This is a genomic window from Paenibacillus glacialis (assembly GCF_001637205.1).
Lineage (GTDB): Bacteria > Bacillota > Bacilli > Paenibacillales > Paenibacillaceae > Paenibacillus_AQ > Paenibacillus_AQ glacialis.
The window spans coordinates 47,778-64,716 of the sequence record NZ_LVJH01000018.1 but is presented as its reverse complement, the minus strand read 5'-3'; the positions used below and the strand labels follow the sequence as shown (position 1 = coordinate 64,716).

The following is a 16,939-nucleotide window of genomic DNA, read 5'->3' as shown; positions in this document are numbered from 1 at the left end:
TACAGTATTGGACCTGGTAGTACAGGCTCAAGCTCAAGGTGTGTTGAGAGATCGGAGTCGACTTGGGGGAGTGCGGTGAATATGATGACGAGAAAAATCCCGTTTGGTGGCGATAGCGGAGGGGTTCCACACGTACCCATCCCGAACACGACCGTTAAGCCCTCCAGCGCCGATGGTACTTGGACCGCAGGGTCCTGGGAGAGTAGGACGTCGCCAAGCACACAAAGACCACCGTTGATCTAAATCAACGGTGGTTCTTTTTTTGTGTTTATAAAGTTAATGGAAGTGTGGTATGTATGATGCCGAAATCTCTTATGAGCTACATCCAATGAGAGATAACTTTCTATTCGAACCAATAAGGGCGAGAGTTGAAATGAAAAGGTAAGCATAGGTAAGCATAGGTAAGCATAGGTAAGTAAAGAAGGTTTATGAATGGATGTGTATTTGTATAAGTCCGAGAAGATGTAATTGGGACAAGGAAACGTAACATGCTTATCGTTAATCAAGAGTTTATTCATCTTCACTGTTTCTTAATACACACGAATTAAGCGAGTTCGGTATATAGGGTGCTCCCACGTGCATATAGAGGACTTTGGTTGGGATTTCAGGCAGGGGCGCTTAATGATAACCATACGCTAAACGATTAGGGTTACATGCAAACCTGTTAAGAATGGACGGATATAGTTGAGTTGAAAAAGAGGGTAACAGTTTTGTTACCGAAGGTTATAGCCTTACAAGTATAATAATAAAGTATAAATAGGTTAAACCAACCCTTAATAGTGTCTATAGAGCAGAAAACGATACATTCGCGATAGTAGCGAAATGAAGTAAGGAGGACATTCATGCGTGGAATAACATGGCTGCGTGCTCTCGTTCTGTTGTGTAGTATCATGATCGTTCTAGTTGGATGTGGAAATGCTGATCCTTCATGGGTATCCTTTGAAGGTGCGGCGAATGAGAAGAGTTTTCCGGTACCAAAGGAAGGTAATAAGAAGGATCCTCCTGCCAACAATTCAGAAATGAATGTTGTTCGTTATTTTCTACCTGGACTTAAGGAAAGTGATGTTTTTCCTGAAGTTTATTTGGAAACCATTATAGAATGGGGATGGCAGGAGGAAGTCGACGACCAACGTGATGCGGTTCGAGTGTTTAAAAAAGATAAAAAAGTGGTACAGGTCATAGTTGAAGATGATTTTTTTGTGATTATGGTGCCTAAAGCTACGGAGAAATCAGTCATTAGAAGTTTAGAAAATAAATAGAAAAAGACCTTTTTCCCAATCGGAAGAAGGTCTTTTTCATATGTAGGACAGTAGAGCTCAAAGAGTATACTTGCTTTATATATGATTGCCTTTAAAAGAGGAGTATACCTGTTTGAACTTGTGTTATCGTATGTTATTTGAATGAGCTTATCATTTCATTGTTTATAGTAAGAGATGTCTTCGGGATTAAATTTAATCATGCCGTCTTTTTGTTGATTTGAGAAACTTGAGATGGCATATAATCGGGGTAACATAAACCATAGATGCCAGATCAGTAACGCTATAGTGAAAGATAATGGTGACCAGAACATAAGAATAAGAAATAAACAAAGTCCGATCCATATGGTATATAAATTTACCTTGAGAAATAACCGGTAGGTAATATGTTGAATAGGCATATATCCTAACCAAGGAAGTTTCATGGAAAATGCCCAACGTTTGCGGTAATGAAAACCTGCAATTAAGAGTGTAGAGCGTGAAATGACGTAGTGAATCCATAGTACAAGAGGGGCAGCTAATATGAAATAAAAGATGCTCGTCCAAGAAATCAATATCATCTCAATAATGACTGCGAAACATGGGAGTATTAAATAAAGCATATTTACTTTTTTGTTAAGGGGAGCTTTTTTTATCAATTTGTATTGATAAAAAGTAGATCTATTATCCATTTTTTCCGTCATATAAAATAACTTTCCTCCTTTGAGGTCTTCTATAACATATATCGGTTTTACTAGAGTATTTATAAAGACGTTTTAGGTACAGATAGTACAGACACCAAGAAAGATGTGCCTGAATACATATATTAAAAGGAATCAAATCCATATGAAAGTTCTATGAAAAGGTTTAAAATAGTAGAAACTGTATCATACTGATAGGAAAAAGGACAAGGTGGGATGGATGATGGAAGATCATACCGAACACGTCTGTATTATTTGCGGGCAAGGTAAAGAGGAAGGGATAAGTATTTTATCTCAATTTATCTGCGAGGCTTGCGAATCGGAAATGGTGCATACGGATGCAGAGGAAGCAAAGTATCATTATTTTATTCATCAAATGAAGCAAATAAGCATGCAGGTGAAAGTTGTGTAGTTCATATGTCTAAACAAAGGGTGGCTATATTATAGCTGCTCTTTGTTTGTAGTTGTAGGAACAGAGGGAATGAACGAGTCTTGAACTAGAAGATCTGAAACAATTTGGTCCAATGTAACGTTCGCCAGTTCATTCTCCATTGCACGTTGTGCTTGGGTGAACCGTTGCTCTAGCGTATGTTGGATATTCTTACCTACGAGACAATTGGGATTAGCCTTGTCATGGATCGAGAATAAATGGTCTTGGAGATCCACTTCAACTGCTAGATATACATCTAAGAGAGTTATTTGTGAAATCGGACGAGAAATTATAGCTCCAGCTACACCAGGAGATGTATTGATGAGACCAGCCTTATTCAGCATGCCCATAATACGGCGGACTACAACGGAATTCGTATTTACACTACCGGCAATGATCTCAGAGGTTAATCGTTCATTTTTAGATATTTCTAATAGGGATAATATGTGAACAGCGACAGAGAAGCGGCTGCTGATGGCCATGGGTCATTCCTCCACTAACAAAATAGGTATTCTCAAAACCAAATCAGAGTAAGCATAAGCAGGCAAAGATGTATTTACATTATAGCATAGTGGGCTTGAACAGGAATTCCAACGGGTAAAGACGAATAGAGTTGACATTATGCAATCCTGTAACTATAATGGTTACAAGTGATGATAATAAAAAACTAAAGGAGTTGTTTCTGTTGAATATTGCAGTGATTGGGGCAAGTGGACGTATTGGAAGTCGTATCGTACGTGAAGCATTAAGTCGGGGACACGAAGTTACAGCGATTGTACGAGATGCTAAGAAGGTTGAAGGTTTAGGTAATGTTACTGTTATTGAAAAGGATGTATTTGAGCTTACGAATGAATTAGAAGGATTCGATGTGGTCGTAAGTGCTTATGGCACGAAACCAGGGGAAGAACATCTGCATATCGATGCAAATAAGAAATTGATTAAGTTAGCACTTCATACACGATTATTGGTTGTTGGAGGTGCAGGGAGCTTATTGGTAGATGATCAAGGAACCCGTGTCTTAGAAACACCAGGATTCCCGGATATCTATTTACCAACGGCTACGAATCAAGGGGAAGCACTCTTATTGTACTTGGCAGATGACACGATTGATTGGACATTCATTAGTCCTGCAGCGGAGATCGAACCGGGAGAAAGAACGGGTCAATATCAAGTTGGTAAAGACCACTTGCTAGCGAATAAGGAAGGTAGAAGTTATATTAGTATGGAGGATTATGCTGTAGCCTTATTAGATGAGATTGAACAACCGCAGCATATCAAACAACGGTATACTGTAGCATCTGTGTAAGATGAATCGTTAATTCACAAGGTCATCATGAGATAAGTGAAGGTGTCAGATCGGTGTGAAGAGATTTGATCAGATATTTTCGTACAACTAAAAAGTAGTTATAGCTGCAAAACCTATAGTGCTAAGTGTACTATAGGTTTTTTTGTCATGAACATGGGTATTATGAGATTATAGTTATAGTGTAGAAAAGTTTCATTTAAATATGATGAGTAAAGATATAGGCGTTACACTTAATTTACGATAAAATAAAGAGAGTATATAGGTTTAGGAATCTGATGATTCGTGCCTATACAACGACAATCAAACATAGCGAACGATACATGGTCATGAGAGATATATAGAATTAGAAGGTGTGAAATTAAACGTGTCTGAGAAACGGATAGATAGTGGACGAACTATAGGCCAACAACAAAAAGAATCATTAACGGAAGATGCACTATCAGGAGTGATTCAGAAAGAAGCTTGCGAGCAGGATGATTTCAAAAAAGAAAGTGCACCGTTGTATGAGGCCTTACTTAAATACAGAGCTCAGAAACGAACTTCCTTTCATGTTCCGGGGCACAAGAATGGCCAAGCTTATGTTTCCCAAGGGGGAGCAGAAATGTTGTCTGAGATGATGGAGATTGATGTTACGGAGATTACAGGAACCGATGACCTTCATCATCCAGAGGGAGTGATCCTTCAGGCACAAAAGCTTGCAGCGGATTGTTTCGGAGCAGAAGAAAGTTTCTTTCTTATCGGAGGTAGCACGGTTGGAAACCTGGCCCTGATTCTAACGGTGTGTTCAAGCCCAGGGGATATACTTCTTGTTCAGCGTAATGTACATAAATCGGTGTTGCATGGTCTCATGTTGGCTGGTGCACAAGCTGTTTTCCTACAGCCACAGATGGATCCCTTTAGTGGACTATCGACTGCACCTACGGCAGCACGGATCGATGCGGCGCTAAAAGTATATCCCAATGCTAAGGGAGTGCTTGTCACAATGCCGAATTATTATGGCATGGGTACGGACATTACACCTTTGGCAGATGCATGCCACAGATATGGTGTGCCGCTATTAGTTGATGAGGCACATGGTGCGCATTATGGGCTACATCCAGCGCTACCAGCGAGCGCGCTAGCATGTGGGGCAGATGGCGTCGTACAGTCGACGCACAAGATGTTATCTGCACTCACGATGAGCGCTATGCTACACGTGCAGGGCTCACGGGTGGACCGCGCGCTGCTGCGCCAGCGGCTAGCGATGGTCCAGAGCTCCAGCCCATCATATCCGATGATGGCTTCGCTCGATCTAGCCCGCCGCCAGTTGCACACAGGCGGCGCGGCTATCTTCACGGCGGGGCTCGCCGCCGTGAATGCCTTCAAGCGCGGGCTCGCGGAGCTGCCGCGCTTCGGGCTGCTGCAACTGTCGCAGCAGCCTAAAGCAACTACCGCCGGCTTCGCCTCGGCGGGAAACACTGCGCAGCCAAGCGTGGCTATGGCTGCGGCGTACACCACTCAGGACCCCTTCAAGGCCGTCATTTATGACGGCACAGGGGACCTGAGTGGATACGAGCTCCAGCGCCAGCTTGAAGCGCATGGCTGCATTCCGGAGATGAGCGACGAACAGTACGTCGTCTTACTCTTTAGCTTAGGGTCCACGATGGAGGATACTAATCACCTATTACATGCCCTCCAGCATATATCTATAGCAGATGAGGATAAAGATACTCACTTGAATTCAAGGGATATTTCGGCAATGCAGAAAGATGTCGAATTTTCCACGTGGAACATTACCCAAGAGGCTGTTTCGACACCTGTTTCCTTTAGTTTGAAGCCAGTTCTTGCGGAACATGTCGAATCGATTCCTTTAGTACAGTGCGCAGGAAGAGTAGCTGCAGAGATGATTATTCCTTATCCACCAGGTATACCCTTGTTATATATGGGTGAGAGTATTTCTGAAGATACGAAAGAACGTCTTCTTGCTTTATCGAAAGCGGGAGCGAAGTGTCATGCTGCTGCGGACCCTGAATTACAGCGTATTATGGTCTTTAAGAAGGACAGAAAGCAGGGAGATTTATGAATACCAAAGGTAAATTCATTACATTCGAGGGTGGAGAAGGGTCAGGTAAAACAACCATTCTTAGTCGATTAATCGCCTACTTCGACAGGCTTTCACTCCCCTATATACTTACTCGGGAACCCGGAGGTATTACTATATCAGAAAAGATTCGTAATGTGATTCTAGATACGAGGCATACCGAAATGGATGCTAGAACAGAAGCGCTGTTATATGCGGCTGCACGCCGTCAGCATTTAGTAGAGAAAGTGAGACCAGCCCTCGATGCAGGAACCATTGTTCTGTGTGATCGATTTGTAGATAGTAGTCTTGCATATCAAGGACACGCTAGAGGGTTAGGGATGGATGAAGTGTGGAGTATTAATCAGTTCGCTATCGAAACACTTATGCCAGATGTAACATTTTATTTAGATATTAAACCTGAAGTAGGATTATCTCGTATCGCAGCTAGTCAGGAACGGGAAGTGAACCGACTAGACATGGAGAACATAGATTTCCATCATAAGGTTCGTGAAGGTTACCACATCATTGCTGCGAAGAACCCTGAGCGAGTCATTATCATTAATGCAGATCAGAGTCCATCTCAGGTGGAGAATGATATTGTTTGTGAGATGGAAAAGGGTATATTAAAGGGTTTTGGGGTTTCCTTGTCAAATAAGAGTAAGTAAGTAATGACACCAATCATGTTTCGCATTCACACCAAATGGTTCAAAGATGAAAGAGGCCTACTTTGATCGATCCATACTATCGAACTTTGTTGGTTCACCAATCATCAGTCCATATCAGGACTCTATTTAAAATGAGGAGGAATGCAAGATGAAATTAATCATTGCGATCGTACAGGATAAAGATAGTAATCGATTGTCAGGGGAACTTGTTAAAGCTAACTTCCGGGCAACAAAACTTGCGAGTACAGGAGGATTCTTACGCGCAGGTAATACAACCTTTATGATTGGTATTGATGACGATCAGGTTGAAGCTGTTATGAGTGTCATTAATAAGAGTTGTAAGGTACGTGAGCAACTGGTTACACCTATTACACCAATGAGCGGTACAACAGATTCTTATTTACCTCTTCCGGTAGAAGTTCAAGTCGGTGGAGCCACGGTGTTTGTCATGCCAGTGGAGCGTTTTGAACATTTCTAAACAAGATGAATAGATGTTAGATCATATTATAGCTGAAGTTAACGAAGGCGATCATGAAAGCGGGAGATGTCCTTTGAAAATAAACCCGGGTTATAGACCCATCAAAAGTGAATTGCCAAACGTGGACACTAGCGCGAAACCTCCTTTGCAGAGATCGTTCTCTGATGTCATCCAACAACAGAGTCAGATTGCTACACAGGAGGAACTAGGTCGACGCCTTAAGGAAATCCAAATGCAGGGAGATCGTCTTGCACGAGCCATGACAATTCGTGAATTGAAAGCCTATCGCACGATGATCAAGCGATTTCTTGAAGATACAGTTCGTCGTGCGGTAAGCATGAAGGAAACGAGGGGCTGGGATCGACGTGGGCGCGGGAAACGTTACAAATTAATTGATGAGATAGATTCGGCGTTATTAGCCATGGCAGATGAATTATTAGAAAGTGAAGAGGGTAAAATAGACCTTCTGCAACAAATGGGTGAAATTCGGGGGATGCTAATCAACTTAAGTTTCTAATAGATGATTGTGTCCTTGACGGATTTATCCAGGAAAAGAGGATTTATGTCTTTTAATGATATTCTAGGGCAGGCTGATGCGAAGAAAATTCTTCAGAGTGGATTACGCAAAGACAGCGTGAACCATGCATATTTGTTTGACGGCCCTGCGGGCAGTGGTCAGATGAAGACGGCACTGACATTTGCACAAGCATTATTTTGCACTGAAATGAAGGACGACGCCTGTGGCAAGTGTTTAGAATGCCGTAAAGTCGAGCACGGTAATCATCCTGATTTATATCTGATCAATCCAGACGGTGCATCCATCAAAATTGAGCAGATCCGTGGATTACAGCGGGTCTTTTCCTATCGATCGGAATCAAAGAATCCGAAAGTATATATTATTGACCATGCCGACACGATGACGAATCAAGCGGCCAATAGCTTACTTAGATTTCTTGAAGAACCACCCATTCCCGCAGTGGCTATTTTGATTGCAGAGAATGTACAAGCACTCCTTCCTACGATTCAATCTAGGTCCCAGCGCGTATCATTTAGTCCATTAAGTCCTTCGATGATGCTTCAAGTTCTCATTAATGAAGGGTATCCTTCACCGTTAGTTCGTTGCGCGGTTCATTTATCTTCTGGATTGGAAGGATGTAGGGAACTGCTTGAGCAGAATTGGTTTGCAGAAATTAGAAACGTAGTGTTACAATTAGGGAAGGAGTCTATGGGCAGAGGGAGCACGTCTCTTATTACTGCGGGAACGAAGCTGTTCAAAGCAGGACTCTCAGAGCACCTAGATATTCTCTTTAACCTGTTTCATTTGTGGTTTAAAGATATGCTGCACGTTCAATACGAAAGGCACGAAAGTATCGTTTTTATAGATCAGCTAGAGTATTTGTCTTCACAGGCTTTTTCAAGAAGTACTGCGCAGTGGGTCTCCTATATGGATCTGGCCGCAGAAGCGAAGAAAAAGTTACGTTATAATGTGAATGGACAACTCTGTCTGGAACAGTTTTTGATGGGGTTAGATGATTGAGGTTTACTTGACCCCATTGTTTTTAGGGAACACGAAGAAGTGATGGTAGGGGGTTAGCTTTTTGTACAGTGTAGTGGGTGTCCGGTTTAAAAAGGCCGGTAAGATCTATTATTTTGATCCATTGGACTTCCCTATTATGAAAGATCATAGCGTTATAGTAGAAACAGCGCGTGGGATCGAATACGGAAAAGTCGTCGTTGGAAAAAAAGAGGTGCAGGAATCAGATGTGGTATTACCACTGAAGAAGGTTATTCGTATCGCGAGTGATTCCGACGCTAGTATTGTGGAAGAGAATCAACAGGCAGCAAAAGATGCGTTTGCTACCTGTTTAAATAAAATTCGGGACCACGAACTCAAAATGAAGCTTGTGGACGTAGAATTTACGTTTGACCGAAACAAAATTATTTTTTATTTTACAGCTGAAGGAAGAGTCGATTTCCGAGAACTTGTCAAAGATCTTGCGAGTATCTTCAGAACAAGAATTGAGTTAAGACAAATTGGTGTTCGTGATGAAGCCAAAATGTTAGGTGGTATTGGTCCATGTGGACGAATTCTATGTTGCTCATCTTGGCTTGGAGATTTCGAACCGGTATCTATTAAGATGGCGAAGGATCAACGATTATCGTTGAACCCAACCAAAATTTCCGGATTGTGTGGAAGACTCATGTGTTGCCTTAAGTTTGAGCATGATAACTACGAAAGCGTAAGAGAAGAACTGCCTGCCGTTGGCAAAATGGTCGTCACTGCTTTAGGGGATGGCAAAGTCGTAGGAATTAATGCTGGTAGCCGAAGTGTTCACGTGCAATTGTTCGAATTGGGCAAAGTTAAGGAACTTCCAATGGATGACGTTGTCATCAAGTAGACCAATGAGGTCACTGTTCGGGGTGGAAACATGGAAAAGAAAAATGTATTTCTACGCATGCAGGAAATGGAAGAACAAATGGAAAACATGCACAGTGATCTAGGTGAGTTGAAGCTACTCGTCAAGGAACTCCTTGAAGAGAATAATCGACTAATCTTGGAGAATGAGCGACTTCGAATTATATTGAAAAGAGAAGCTCAACTCATGGAAGAAAGAGCCGCGTCTTCTATAGTACCTCATCCACATGAAATTCTAGAAGATGTCGTTGGAGAGGGATATGATAACCTTGCGAGGTTATATCATGAAGGCTTCCATATTTGTAATGTCTATTATGGGCACTTACGAACCGAAGGTGACTGTCTATTCTGTCTGTCTTTTCTGAATAAATAGCAAAAACAAGCCGTAGGAGAAATTGCCTACGGTTTTTTTGAAATATAAGAAAGTATAAGTTTCACTTGATATGCTCCTTCTAATATTTCCGAAGAGACGGATACCCGTTCTTAAGGGACGGTATGGCTGTTGCTACTTGAAATATTGTTTCTGTCTGTTTGAATAATAAACTGTGTAAGGATTGGGTATATGAATATAGATAATGTCATTCTTAAAGAGTCTGAACGAATTGATGATTTATTAACGCACGATCTTGGGATCATTCAGAGCGACGAGGTATTTAGTTTCTCTATGGATGCGGTTTTGTTAGCGCGGTTCGCTAGTATCCCACCCAAAGGGCGTATATTGGATTTGTGTACAGGCAATGGAGTAATTCCATTGTTATTAACGTCTCGTACGAAAGCTTCTATTGAAGGTATCGAAATTCAACCTAGACTAGCTGATATGGCACGTCGTAGCGTTCAACTGAATGAACTGGAGGAGTCCATCGTCATCCGAGAGGGAGATCTGCGTGAGCTTTATAAGGAAATGGGACATGGTATATATGATGCCATTACGGTGAACCCGCCCTATATGCCGATGAATGGCAGTGATATTAAGCTAAATGAACATCAAGCGATAGCTCGTCATGAGATCAATTGTACGCTTGAGGAGGTATTGCAAGCTTGCTCACGTTTAGTGCGTACAGGTGGGAAAGTGAATATGGTGCATAAACCTCAACGCTTAGGGGATCTAATCACATTAATGAGGGAGAATCGACTAGAGCCGAAACGAATTCGATTTGTACACTCTCGTGCTCATTCTGAAGCTAATATGGTATTGATTGAGGCTTTACGAGATGGGAAGCCAGAAGTGAGAATTCTACCCCCACTGATTGTATACAATGAGCAGAACGAATATTGCCAAGAGTTAATAGATATTTATTATGGAGATAAAGAAAAAAGAAATTAAAAGAGGGTGAAGTATGAATATTCAGAAGCAAAGCAGCTTTCAAGGCGAAACAACTCGGACAAGCGGTTCATTGTATCTTGTGGGCACACCGATCGGTAATTTAGAGGACATCACTTTTCGTGCGGTAAGAATTTTGAAGGAGTGTGACATTATTGCAGCTGAAGATACACGTCAGACGCGCAAATTATTGACTCACTTTGAAATAACGCCTGAACATTTATTTAGTTATCATGAGCACAATAAGCTCGCAAGCGGTCCAGAGTTAATTCGATATATAATAGAAGGAAAAAATTTGGCACTTGTGAGTGATGCCGGTTTGCCGGCTATTTCTGATCCGGGATCAGACCTTGTGAAGTTAGCCATAGCCGAAGGCATTCCAGTGATTCCGATTCCTGGTGCTAATGCGGCACTTTCAGCGTTAATCGTATCAGGGCTGTCGACAGAACGGTTTACCTTTGCTGGATTTCTGCCTCGTGAGCGAAAAGATATTCAGAGTGTCCTAACAACTCTACAGTATGGACAAGGAACCTTACTGTTCTATGAGTCCCCACATCGTATTATTAAGACTTTAGGGTTCCTGTTAGAAACATTGGGGAATCGTAGGATCGTACTTGCACGTGAATTGACCAAGCGATACGAAGAGATTGTACGTGGTAGCATTGATGAATGCCTACTATGGTTAGATGAACATTCACCTATTGGAGAATATGTAGTCGTGGTGGAAGGGGCAAGTAAGGAAGAAGAACAGGCTCAGAGGGATGCATGGTGGCAGGATTTATCTTTAGAAGAACATGTTACACATTATGAGAAAGAGGGAGACTCACGTAAAGATGCGATGAAAAGAACAGCAACGGATCGTGGGGTATCCAAGCGAGATATATATAATGCCTTGCTATAAATGAATTCTTTGTGACAAAAGACAAAAAAATGTCCTCTCAGCTTCGAAACAAAGCTTGAGAAGACATTAAGGAGATATAAAAAAGGTTTGAATTAATAAATTTATAATTCCTATTATAACCTATTTCAAAATATAAGAAAGTATAAGTTTCACTCGATACTCTACTTCTTAATTAAATTGTCACAGGTGTTGGTATTTCGGAAATACATTCATTACAAACAATTTTACCTTTGAAATATACCACGTTCTCTGCGTTACCACAGAAGATACAAGCTGGTTCATATTTCTTAAGAATAATGCGTTCGCCATCAACGTAGATTTCTAGAGCATCTTTCTCTCCGATTCCTAGTGTACGACGCAATTCGATTGGAATAACAACCCGTCCTAGTTCATCTACTTTTCGTACAATTCCTGTTGATTTCATCATATTTATCTTTGCTCCTCTCGAATATTAAATAAAAATGTCACGATTCGACATAATTCGTACTTTAATGATATTTATAATACCAACCTTTCCCAAATTAGTCAACCCATAAAACACATGAAATACAGGAATTGTTATGGAAAAGTGTTGTAATATACGAAGTTACATATAAAATGAGTACAATGATTTATTGATAGCAGTGTCGGATTACAACGAGAAAATGCGACCTAATAAAACATAATTCGACAGTGCTAATTATGCTACTAAATGTATTGAAAAAGGAGTGAAAATGATATGATGCGTCCTCTAAATGAAGAAAAGGTATTCAAAGATCCAGTTCATAATTATATCCATGTACAGGATACGACGATTTGGCGCTTGATCAATACAGCTGAATTTCAGCGGCTCCGTCGTATACGTCAGTTAGGGACATCTTATTTCACTTTTCATGGGGCTGAACATAGTCGTTTCTCACATTCGCTAGGAGTCTATGAGATTACAAGGCAGATCATTTCGTTGTTTGAAAGAAACCAGTATGCTGATTGGCCCAAGGAAGAGAAGTTACTAACACTTTGTGCTGCCTTGTTGCATGATTTAGGGCATGGACCTTTCTCGCACTCTATAGAAGAAGCTTTTGACATGAATCATGAAGACTGGACCTGTCGCATCATTCTTGGAGATACCGAAATACATAACATCCTATGTGAGGTAGATCCTGAATTACCAGCAAAGGTTGCTTCAGTCATTGCAAAAACTTATGATAAAGCGATTGTTGTCAATCTTGTATCTAGCCCACTGGACGCTGACAGGATGGATTACTTGCTCCGAGACGCATATTACACAGGTGTAAATTACGGTACAATCGATGTCGATCGTATCATTCGGATGCTAAGACCCCATGATGGGCGAATCGTGGTGAAAGAATCAGGAATGCATGCTGTTGAAGACTATCTTATGTCAAGATACCAAATGTACTGGCAAGTGTATTTTCATCCTGTGACAAGAAGTTCTGAAATAATGTTACGACTTATCTTTCGACGTGCTAAAGAATTGTATAATAGCGGATTCCAATTTGAGTTCATGATGAAGCCTATAATCAGCTTGTTCGAGGAACAACTGAGCGTTGAGCAGTATCTGAAACTCGATGAAGCGCTCATTCAGACTGCATTTATGCAGTGGACAACAGAAAGGGATTCATTACTCAGTCAACTCTGCGAGCGATTCATGCATCGAAGACTGTATAAATATGTAGAGTTAGAATCACATAATATGGATATGATTAATGATGTCCGTGAAGCGTTTATCAAAGCTGGACTAGATCCAGAGTATGACCTTGTTGTTGATCTCCCAAGTGATCTTCCCTACGATATATTTCGTCCGGGTGATGAAGTGAGTCAGAAACAAATTTTATTATTAGATCGACAAGATAGACTACAGGAAATATCCGAAGTGTCAGATATTGTACGATCCATTAGTGGTCTACATCGTGGCAAAGTTCACCTTTATTATCCTGAAGAGAAACTGAATGCAGCATTATCGCTGTTTTCTCCGTCTATTACCCATATTTTCATATGATTTGATGCTATTACCGACAAAAGGGGGTTATATCATGATGTTGTTCGACACACATACGCATCTCGATGCACCGCAATTCGACGAAGACCGTGAAGAGGTTATTGCACGTTGCGTCGAAGGTGGCGTAAGTAAAATGGTAAATGTCGGTTTTAATCGGGAGACGATCCCAACGACCATGACTTTGGCTGAGAAATACGATTTCATCTATGCGGCAGTTGGCTGGCACCCACAAGATGCAATTACGATGAAAGAGGGAGATCTAGAATGGATCGCGTCCCTGTGCCAACACGAGAAGGTCGTAGCTATTGGAGAGATTGGGTTGGATTACTACTGGGATACCTCTCCTAAGGATGTTCAGCACAAAGTGTTCCGCCAACAAATTGGACTTGCCCGTGAGATTAAGATGCCCATCGTGATTCATAATCGGGATGCACATGAAGATGTGGTTAGAATTTTAAGAGAAGAGAAGGCACATGAGGTTGGTGGTATTATGCACTCTTACTCAGGAAGTTGGGAAACCGCTAAAATATGTCTCGATATGGGGTTCCATTTGTCATTCGGAGGACCTATCACATTCAAGAATGCTAAACAGCCAAAAGAGGTCCTAGCACAGGTGCCCATGGAGCGATTATTGATAGAAACAGACTCTCCGTATCTTACCCCACATCCATATCGAGGAAAGCGAAATGAGTCTGCTCATGTTAGGTTGGTGGCAGAGGCTGCAGCCCAGATTAAAGGTGTTGATATCGAAGAAATAGCCCGAATAACGACCCGAAATGCACTGGATTTATTTGGAATATTGTAAAAACGAGAGTAAATGTGGTGTAAAATCGAGCATGAGCGACCAATACATGTATGACGGTGACCAAAAGCGAGTATATTACAAATTTTTAACCATTTATTCAGAATTTTGTGGTTGATTCATGCTTTACAACATGCATAGAAACGCGATATCATCTTTTCAGTGATATGAGCTGATCAGTTTTTGATAGCTTATTATTTTCTTGAACCAGTCTCGCTAAATCTCCGAATTGTTGGAGAACGGGGGAACCAATACGAATCGAAAACTGATGAAGTCTTCAGTGGATGGCGTATTTGATTTCTTTTATTGGGTCTTTGGGGTGAATTTAAGGGCAGCCGCCATGAGCGGTTGACCTAAGATAGGGCGACTCTCTTTCGTCCGAACCCGACAGCTAACCTCGTAAGCGTTATGAAGAGAGGCAACCTCGTGCATGCATTTCCCTTATTCGAAATTTCGGGAAGCCACGAAAGAGTTCCTCTAACTCTTTCTTATGGCTTCTTTTGTTTTTGAATAAAGACAATGTTGTCATCATACTCTTGTTTAACAGGGGGGTGACAAACATGACGAGCAGACTGGCACATGAATGCAGGATACTCGAGTATCTATATAGATTGAACTAAAGACGAACCCCCAATTCATGATTCTCTTTAGAAATGATTGAAATTGTGAGAGCAAACTTTAGTTAAATCTATCTAAAGTATCCTGTAAAAAATTTAAAATAGTCACGTCAATCGCAGATTGCATATGGTTACATAGACGGCGAGGCTATGAAGGAGGATCGGAAAGTGGGCATTTTGAAAGAAGAAACCCATGATTCATCATCATCCAGCATGACTTACGCAACGCGTTGGAAGTATGAAAATTTACGTAATATCTCTGTTGCAGCTATTGTTCTAATAGCGATTTCCCTTTTGACTCTTTTGTTAATCAGCATTCAAGGACGTAAACAAGTGTATGTGGTCGTAGATGGTCAAGTTAAAGCCATAGAAACCCATCACACGATGTTACGTGATATGTTTGATGAGCAAGCCATTGTATTGAGACCGGAAGATAAGGTTTCCATGGCACTGAACAGCTCGATTAAAGACGGGGATAAGGTTCTTATTCAACGTGCAGTCGAGATTAATGTTACTGTTGATGGACAGTCCAAATCCCGTTTCACAACGCAAGGCAATGTAAAAGGTGTTATTCATGAATTAGGTGTTTCACTTACAGAGCATGATAAAGTGTTTCCTGCATTGACTAGTAAAGTTACGGATAAGTTAGATATCAAGGTTGTACGGATCAACAAACAGATTGTAGACCGCATAGAGAAAGTTCCTTTCCGTGTTATTAAGACTTCAGATTCAACGCTACTCAAAGGAAATGTTAAAGTGGCACAGAATGGACAGCCTGGCACGATCGTTCATCATATCGAGAAAGTATATCAAGACGGTAAGTTTGTATCGATGAAGAAGGTTGGCACAGAAGTGCAGAGTAGCAGACAGGATAAAGTTGTTCTCGTAGGCACGAAAGCAGAAGCAAAGAAAAAGCCCGTCTTAGCATCCTCAGAAGCAATCAAAAAAGACACTAGCAAGAAGAGCTCTGTTATCAAAGCAAGCCTAAGCAATAACAAGCTCAGTAAGGCTGGAGTTGACTTCACATATAAAAAAGTCCTTAAGAACGTGTCTATGACCGCTTATTCTTCGGAAGAACCAGGAATAGGTACACGGACTGCTTCAGGCACACGTGTAACAGAGGGACGTACCATTGCGGTTGACCGTAACATCATCCCTATGGGTTGGTGGGTATACATTGAAGGTATTGGATTCCGCCGTGCTGAAGATACGGGTGGTGCCATAAAGGGTAACAAGATTGATGTATATTATGATTCTTTACAGCATGCACGTAATTTTGGACGGAAGTCCGGAAGAACGGTATATGTAATAGGACCAACTAAGCCTCAATTGAACTAAATCGGTTTTACAACAGTGTTGTAATGCTATACTATTAGGGTCATATAGAAGCCATGCTAAAGAAGGGGATTTATCCTCTTCTTTTTGCTGTTGTTATAATGGATTTGAAGGGATGAAATAGCTATGATCAAAGAGGTTATTGTCGTAGAAGGACGCGATGATACTACAGCCATTAAGAGGGCTGTAGATGCGGACACAATCGAAACGGGTGGTTCTGCGATTAATGCACGTATTATACAGCGGATTGCATTAGCACAAGAGCGAAGAGGCGTTATTATATTTACGGACCCTGATCATGCTGGAGAGCGGATTCGCAAAATTATCGCTTCTCGCGTTCCTGGATGTAAGCATGCATTCATCCCGGAAGCAGACGCGACACGTAAAGGTGATATTGGTGTAGAGAATGCAACGCCTGAAGCCATTCGGCATGCATTAGAACGTGTCCACACATCCTATGAAGGCGTAGAGAGCCTTATTGACATGGAGGACCTTGTAGACGCGGGACTTATGGTTCACCCTGATGCAGCAGCACGTCGAATGGCAATGGGTAACATTCTTGGAATTGGGTATTGTAACGGCAAGCAGTTTCTGAAGCGTCTCGCGATATTTCAAATTACGCGGGGTGAATTCGTTAATGCCCTCGCCCAAATTGAAGAGGGAGGATAAAT

The 16,939-nt window shown here is 41.5% G+C and carries 19 protein-coding genes, 1 rRNA gene and 1 riboswitch; of the genes, 17 read left to right on the top strand and 3 right to left on the bottom strand.

Going from position 1 to position 16,939, the window contains the following annotated elements; all coding sequences use genetic code 11:
• Nucleotides 1–102: 102 nt before the first annotated feature.
• Nucleotides 103–219: ribosomal RNA gene (rrf, locus tag PGLA_RS11555) — 5S ribosomal RNA — on the top strand.
• 623 nt (nucleotides 220–842) lie between these two features.
• On the top strand, nucleotides 843–1,259 hold the full coding sequence (locus tag PGLA_RS11550) for a hypothetical protein (protein WP_068532737.1): 417 nt from the start codon (nucleotides 843–845) through the stop codon (nucleotides 1,257–1,259).
• Nucleotides 1,260–1,414: 155 nt separating this feature from the next.
• Here PGLA_RS11550 and PGLA_RS11545 read toward each other — a convergent pair whose 3' ends face one another.
• Nucleotides 1,415–1,939 (bottom strand): hypothetical protein, encoded by a 525-nt coding sequence (locus tag PGLA_RS11545; RefSeq protein ID WP_068532732.1) that lies wholly within the window; start codon nucleotides 1,937–1,939, stop codon nucleotides 1,415–1,417.
• 220 nt (nucleotides 1,940–2,159) lie between these two features.
• Between PGLA_RS11545 and PGLA_RS11540 the strand changes: the two genes are divergently transcribed.
• Nucleotides 2,160–2,348, top strand: a complete 189-nt coding sequence (locus PGLA_RS11540; protein ID WP_068532729.1) for a sigma factor G inhibitor Gin — start codon at nucleotides 2,160–2,162, stop codon at nucleotides 2,346–2,348.
• 29 nt (nucleotides 2,349–2,377) lie between these two features.
• Here PGLA_RS11540 and PGLA_RS11535 read toward each other — a convergent pair whose 3' ends face one another.
• Nucleotides 2,378–2,848, bottom strand: coding sequence for an Rrf2 family transcriptional regulator (locus tag PGLA_RS11535; protein ID WP_068532727.1), 471 nt, complete (start codon nucleotides 2,846–2,848; stop codon nucleotides 2,378–2,380).
• 203 nt (nucleotides 2,849–3,051) lie between these two features.
• On the opposite strand from PGLA_RS11535, the gene PGLA_RS11530 reads away from it, so the two are divergent.
• The 10 genes from PGLA_RS11530 to rsmI all read left to right on the top strand — a co-directional run bounded on the left by PGLA_RS11530 (nucleotide 3,052) and on the right by rsmI (nucleotide 11,515).
• Nucleotides 3,052–3,672: an NAD(P)-dependent oxidoreductase gene (locus tag PGLA_RS11530; RefSeq protein ID WP_068532723.1), complete on the top strand. Its 621-nt coding sequence runs from the start codon at nucleotides 3,052–3,054 to the stop codon at nucleotides 3,670–3,672.
• 445 nt (nucleotides 3,673–4,117) lie between these two features.
• Complete coding sequence (locus PGLA_RS11525; protein WP_245699816.1) at nucleotides 4,118–5,734, top strand: aminotransferase class I/II-fold pyridoxal phosphate-dependent enzyme; 1,617 nt, start codon at nucleotides 4,118–4,120, stop codon at nucleotides 5,732–5,734.
• Nucleotides 5,731–6,399, top strand: coding sequence for a dTMP kinase (gene tmk, locus PGLA_RS11520; RefSeq protein ID WP_068532721.1), 669 nt, complete (start codon nucleotides 5,731–5,733; stop codon nucleotides 6,397–6,399). The genes PGLA_RS11525 and tmk overlap by 4 nt, the downstream gene beginning before the upstream one ends.
• A gap of 148 nt (nucleotides 6,400–6,547) precedes the next feature.
• The gene (locus tag PGLA_RS11515; protein WP_068532717.1) at nucleotides 6,548–6,877 is read left to right on the top strand and encodes a cyclic-di-AMP receptor; all 330 of its coding nucleotides are present in this window, start codon (nucleotides 6,548–6,550) and stop codon (nucleotides 6,875–6,877) included.
• Nucleotides 6,878–6,950: 73 nt separating this feature from the next.
• A complete protein-coding gene (locus PGLA_RS11510) occupies nucleotides 6,951–7,394 on the top strand; it encodes a YaaR family protein (protein ID WP_068532746.1) in 444 nt (147 codons plus the stop codon).
• A gap of 45 nt (nucleotides 7,395–7,439) precedes the next feature.
• Entirely contained in the window at nucleotides 7,440–8,414 is a 975-nt protein-coding gene (holB, locus tag PGLA_RS11505) for a DNA polymerase III subunit delta' (protein WP_068532715.1), read from the top strand.
• Between the two features lie 61 nt (nucleotides 8,415–8,475).
• A complete protein-coding gene (locus PGLA_RS11500; RefSeq protein ID WP_068532713.1) occupies nucleotides 8,476–9,276 on the top strand; it encodes a PSP1 domain-containing protein in 801 nt (266 codons plus the stop codon).
• Nucleotides 9,277–9,306: 30 nt separating this feature from the next.
• Nucleotides 9,307–9,666: a DNA replication initiation control protein YabA gene (gene yabA, locus PGLA_RS11495; protein ID WP_068532711.1), complete on the top strand. Its 360-nt coding sequence runs from the start codon at nucleotides 9,307–9,309 to the stop codon at nucleotides 9,664–9,666.
• 189 nt (nucleotides 9,667–9,855) lie between these two features.
• Nucleotides 9,856–10,617 (top strand): tRNA1(Val) (adenine(37)-N6)-methyltransferase, encoded by a 762-nt coding sequence (locus tag PGLA_RS11490; protein WP_068532709.1) that lies wholly within the window; start codon nucleotides 9,856–9,858, stop codon nucleotides 10,615–10,617.
• A gap of 13 nt (nucleotides 10,618–10,630) precedes the next feature.
• The gene (rsmI, locus tag PGLA_RS11485) at nucleotides 10,631–11,515 is read left to right on the top strand and encodes a 16S rRNA (cytidine(1402)-2'-O)-methyltransferase (protein WP_068532706.1); all 885 of its coding nucleotides are present in this window, start codon (nucleotides 10,631–10,633) and stop codon (nucleotides 11,513–11,515) included.
• A gap of 172 nt (nucleotides 11,516–11,687) precedes the next feature.
• On the opposite strand, the gene PGLA_RS11480 is transcribed toward rsmI, so the two are convergent.
• Nucleotides 11,688–11,942, bottom strand: a complete 255-nt coding sequence (locus tag PGLA_RS11480) for an AbrB/MazE/SpoVT family DNA-binding domain-containing protein (protein ID WP_068532704.1) — start codon at nucleotides 11,940–11,942, stop codon at nucleotides 11,688–11,690.
• 291 nt (nucleotides 11,943–12,233) lie between these two features.
• Here PGLA_RS11480 and PGLA_RS11475 point away from each other — a divergent pair, with 291 nt between their 5' ends.
• The 4 genes from PGLA_RS11475 to rnmV all read left to right on the top strand — a co-directional run bounded on the left by PGLA_RS11475 (nucleotide 12,234) and on the right by rnmV (nucleotide 16,937).
• Nucleotides 12,234–13,514, top strand: a complete 1,281-nt coding sequence (locus PGLA_RS11475) for an HD domain-containing protein (protein ID WP_068532702.1) — start codon at nucleotides 12,234–12,236, stop codon at nucleotides 13,512–13,514.
• A gap of 34 nt (nucleotides 13,515–13,548) precedes the next feature.
• Entirely contained in the window at nucleotides 13,549–14,319 is a 771-nt protein-coding gene (locus PGLA_RS11470; protein ID WP_211269532.1) for a TatD family hydrolase, read from the top strand.
• A gap of 201 nt (nucleotides 14,320–14,520) precedes the next feature.
• A riboswitch (cyclic di-AMP (ydaO/yuaA leader) is annotated at nucleotides 14,521–14,737 on the top strand.
• 364 nt (nucleotides 14,738–15,101) lie between these two features.
• The gene (locus PGLA_RS11465; protein ID WP_068532700.1) at nucleotides 15,102–16,271 is read left to right on the top strand and encodes a resuscitation-promoting factor; all 1,170 of its coding nucleotides are present in this window, start codon (nucleotides 15,102–15,104) and stop codon (nucleotides 16,269–16,271) included.
• 123 nt (nucleotides 16,272–16,394) lie between these two features.
• A complete protein-coding gene (gene rnmV / locus PGLA_RS11460) occupies nucleotides 16,395–16,937 on the top strand; it encodes a ribonuclease M5 (protein WP_068532696.1) in 543 nt (180 codons plus the stop codon).
• Nucleotides 16,938–16,939 lie beyond the last annotated feature (2 nt).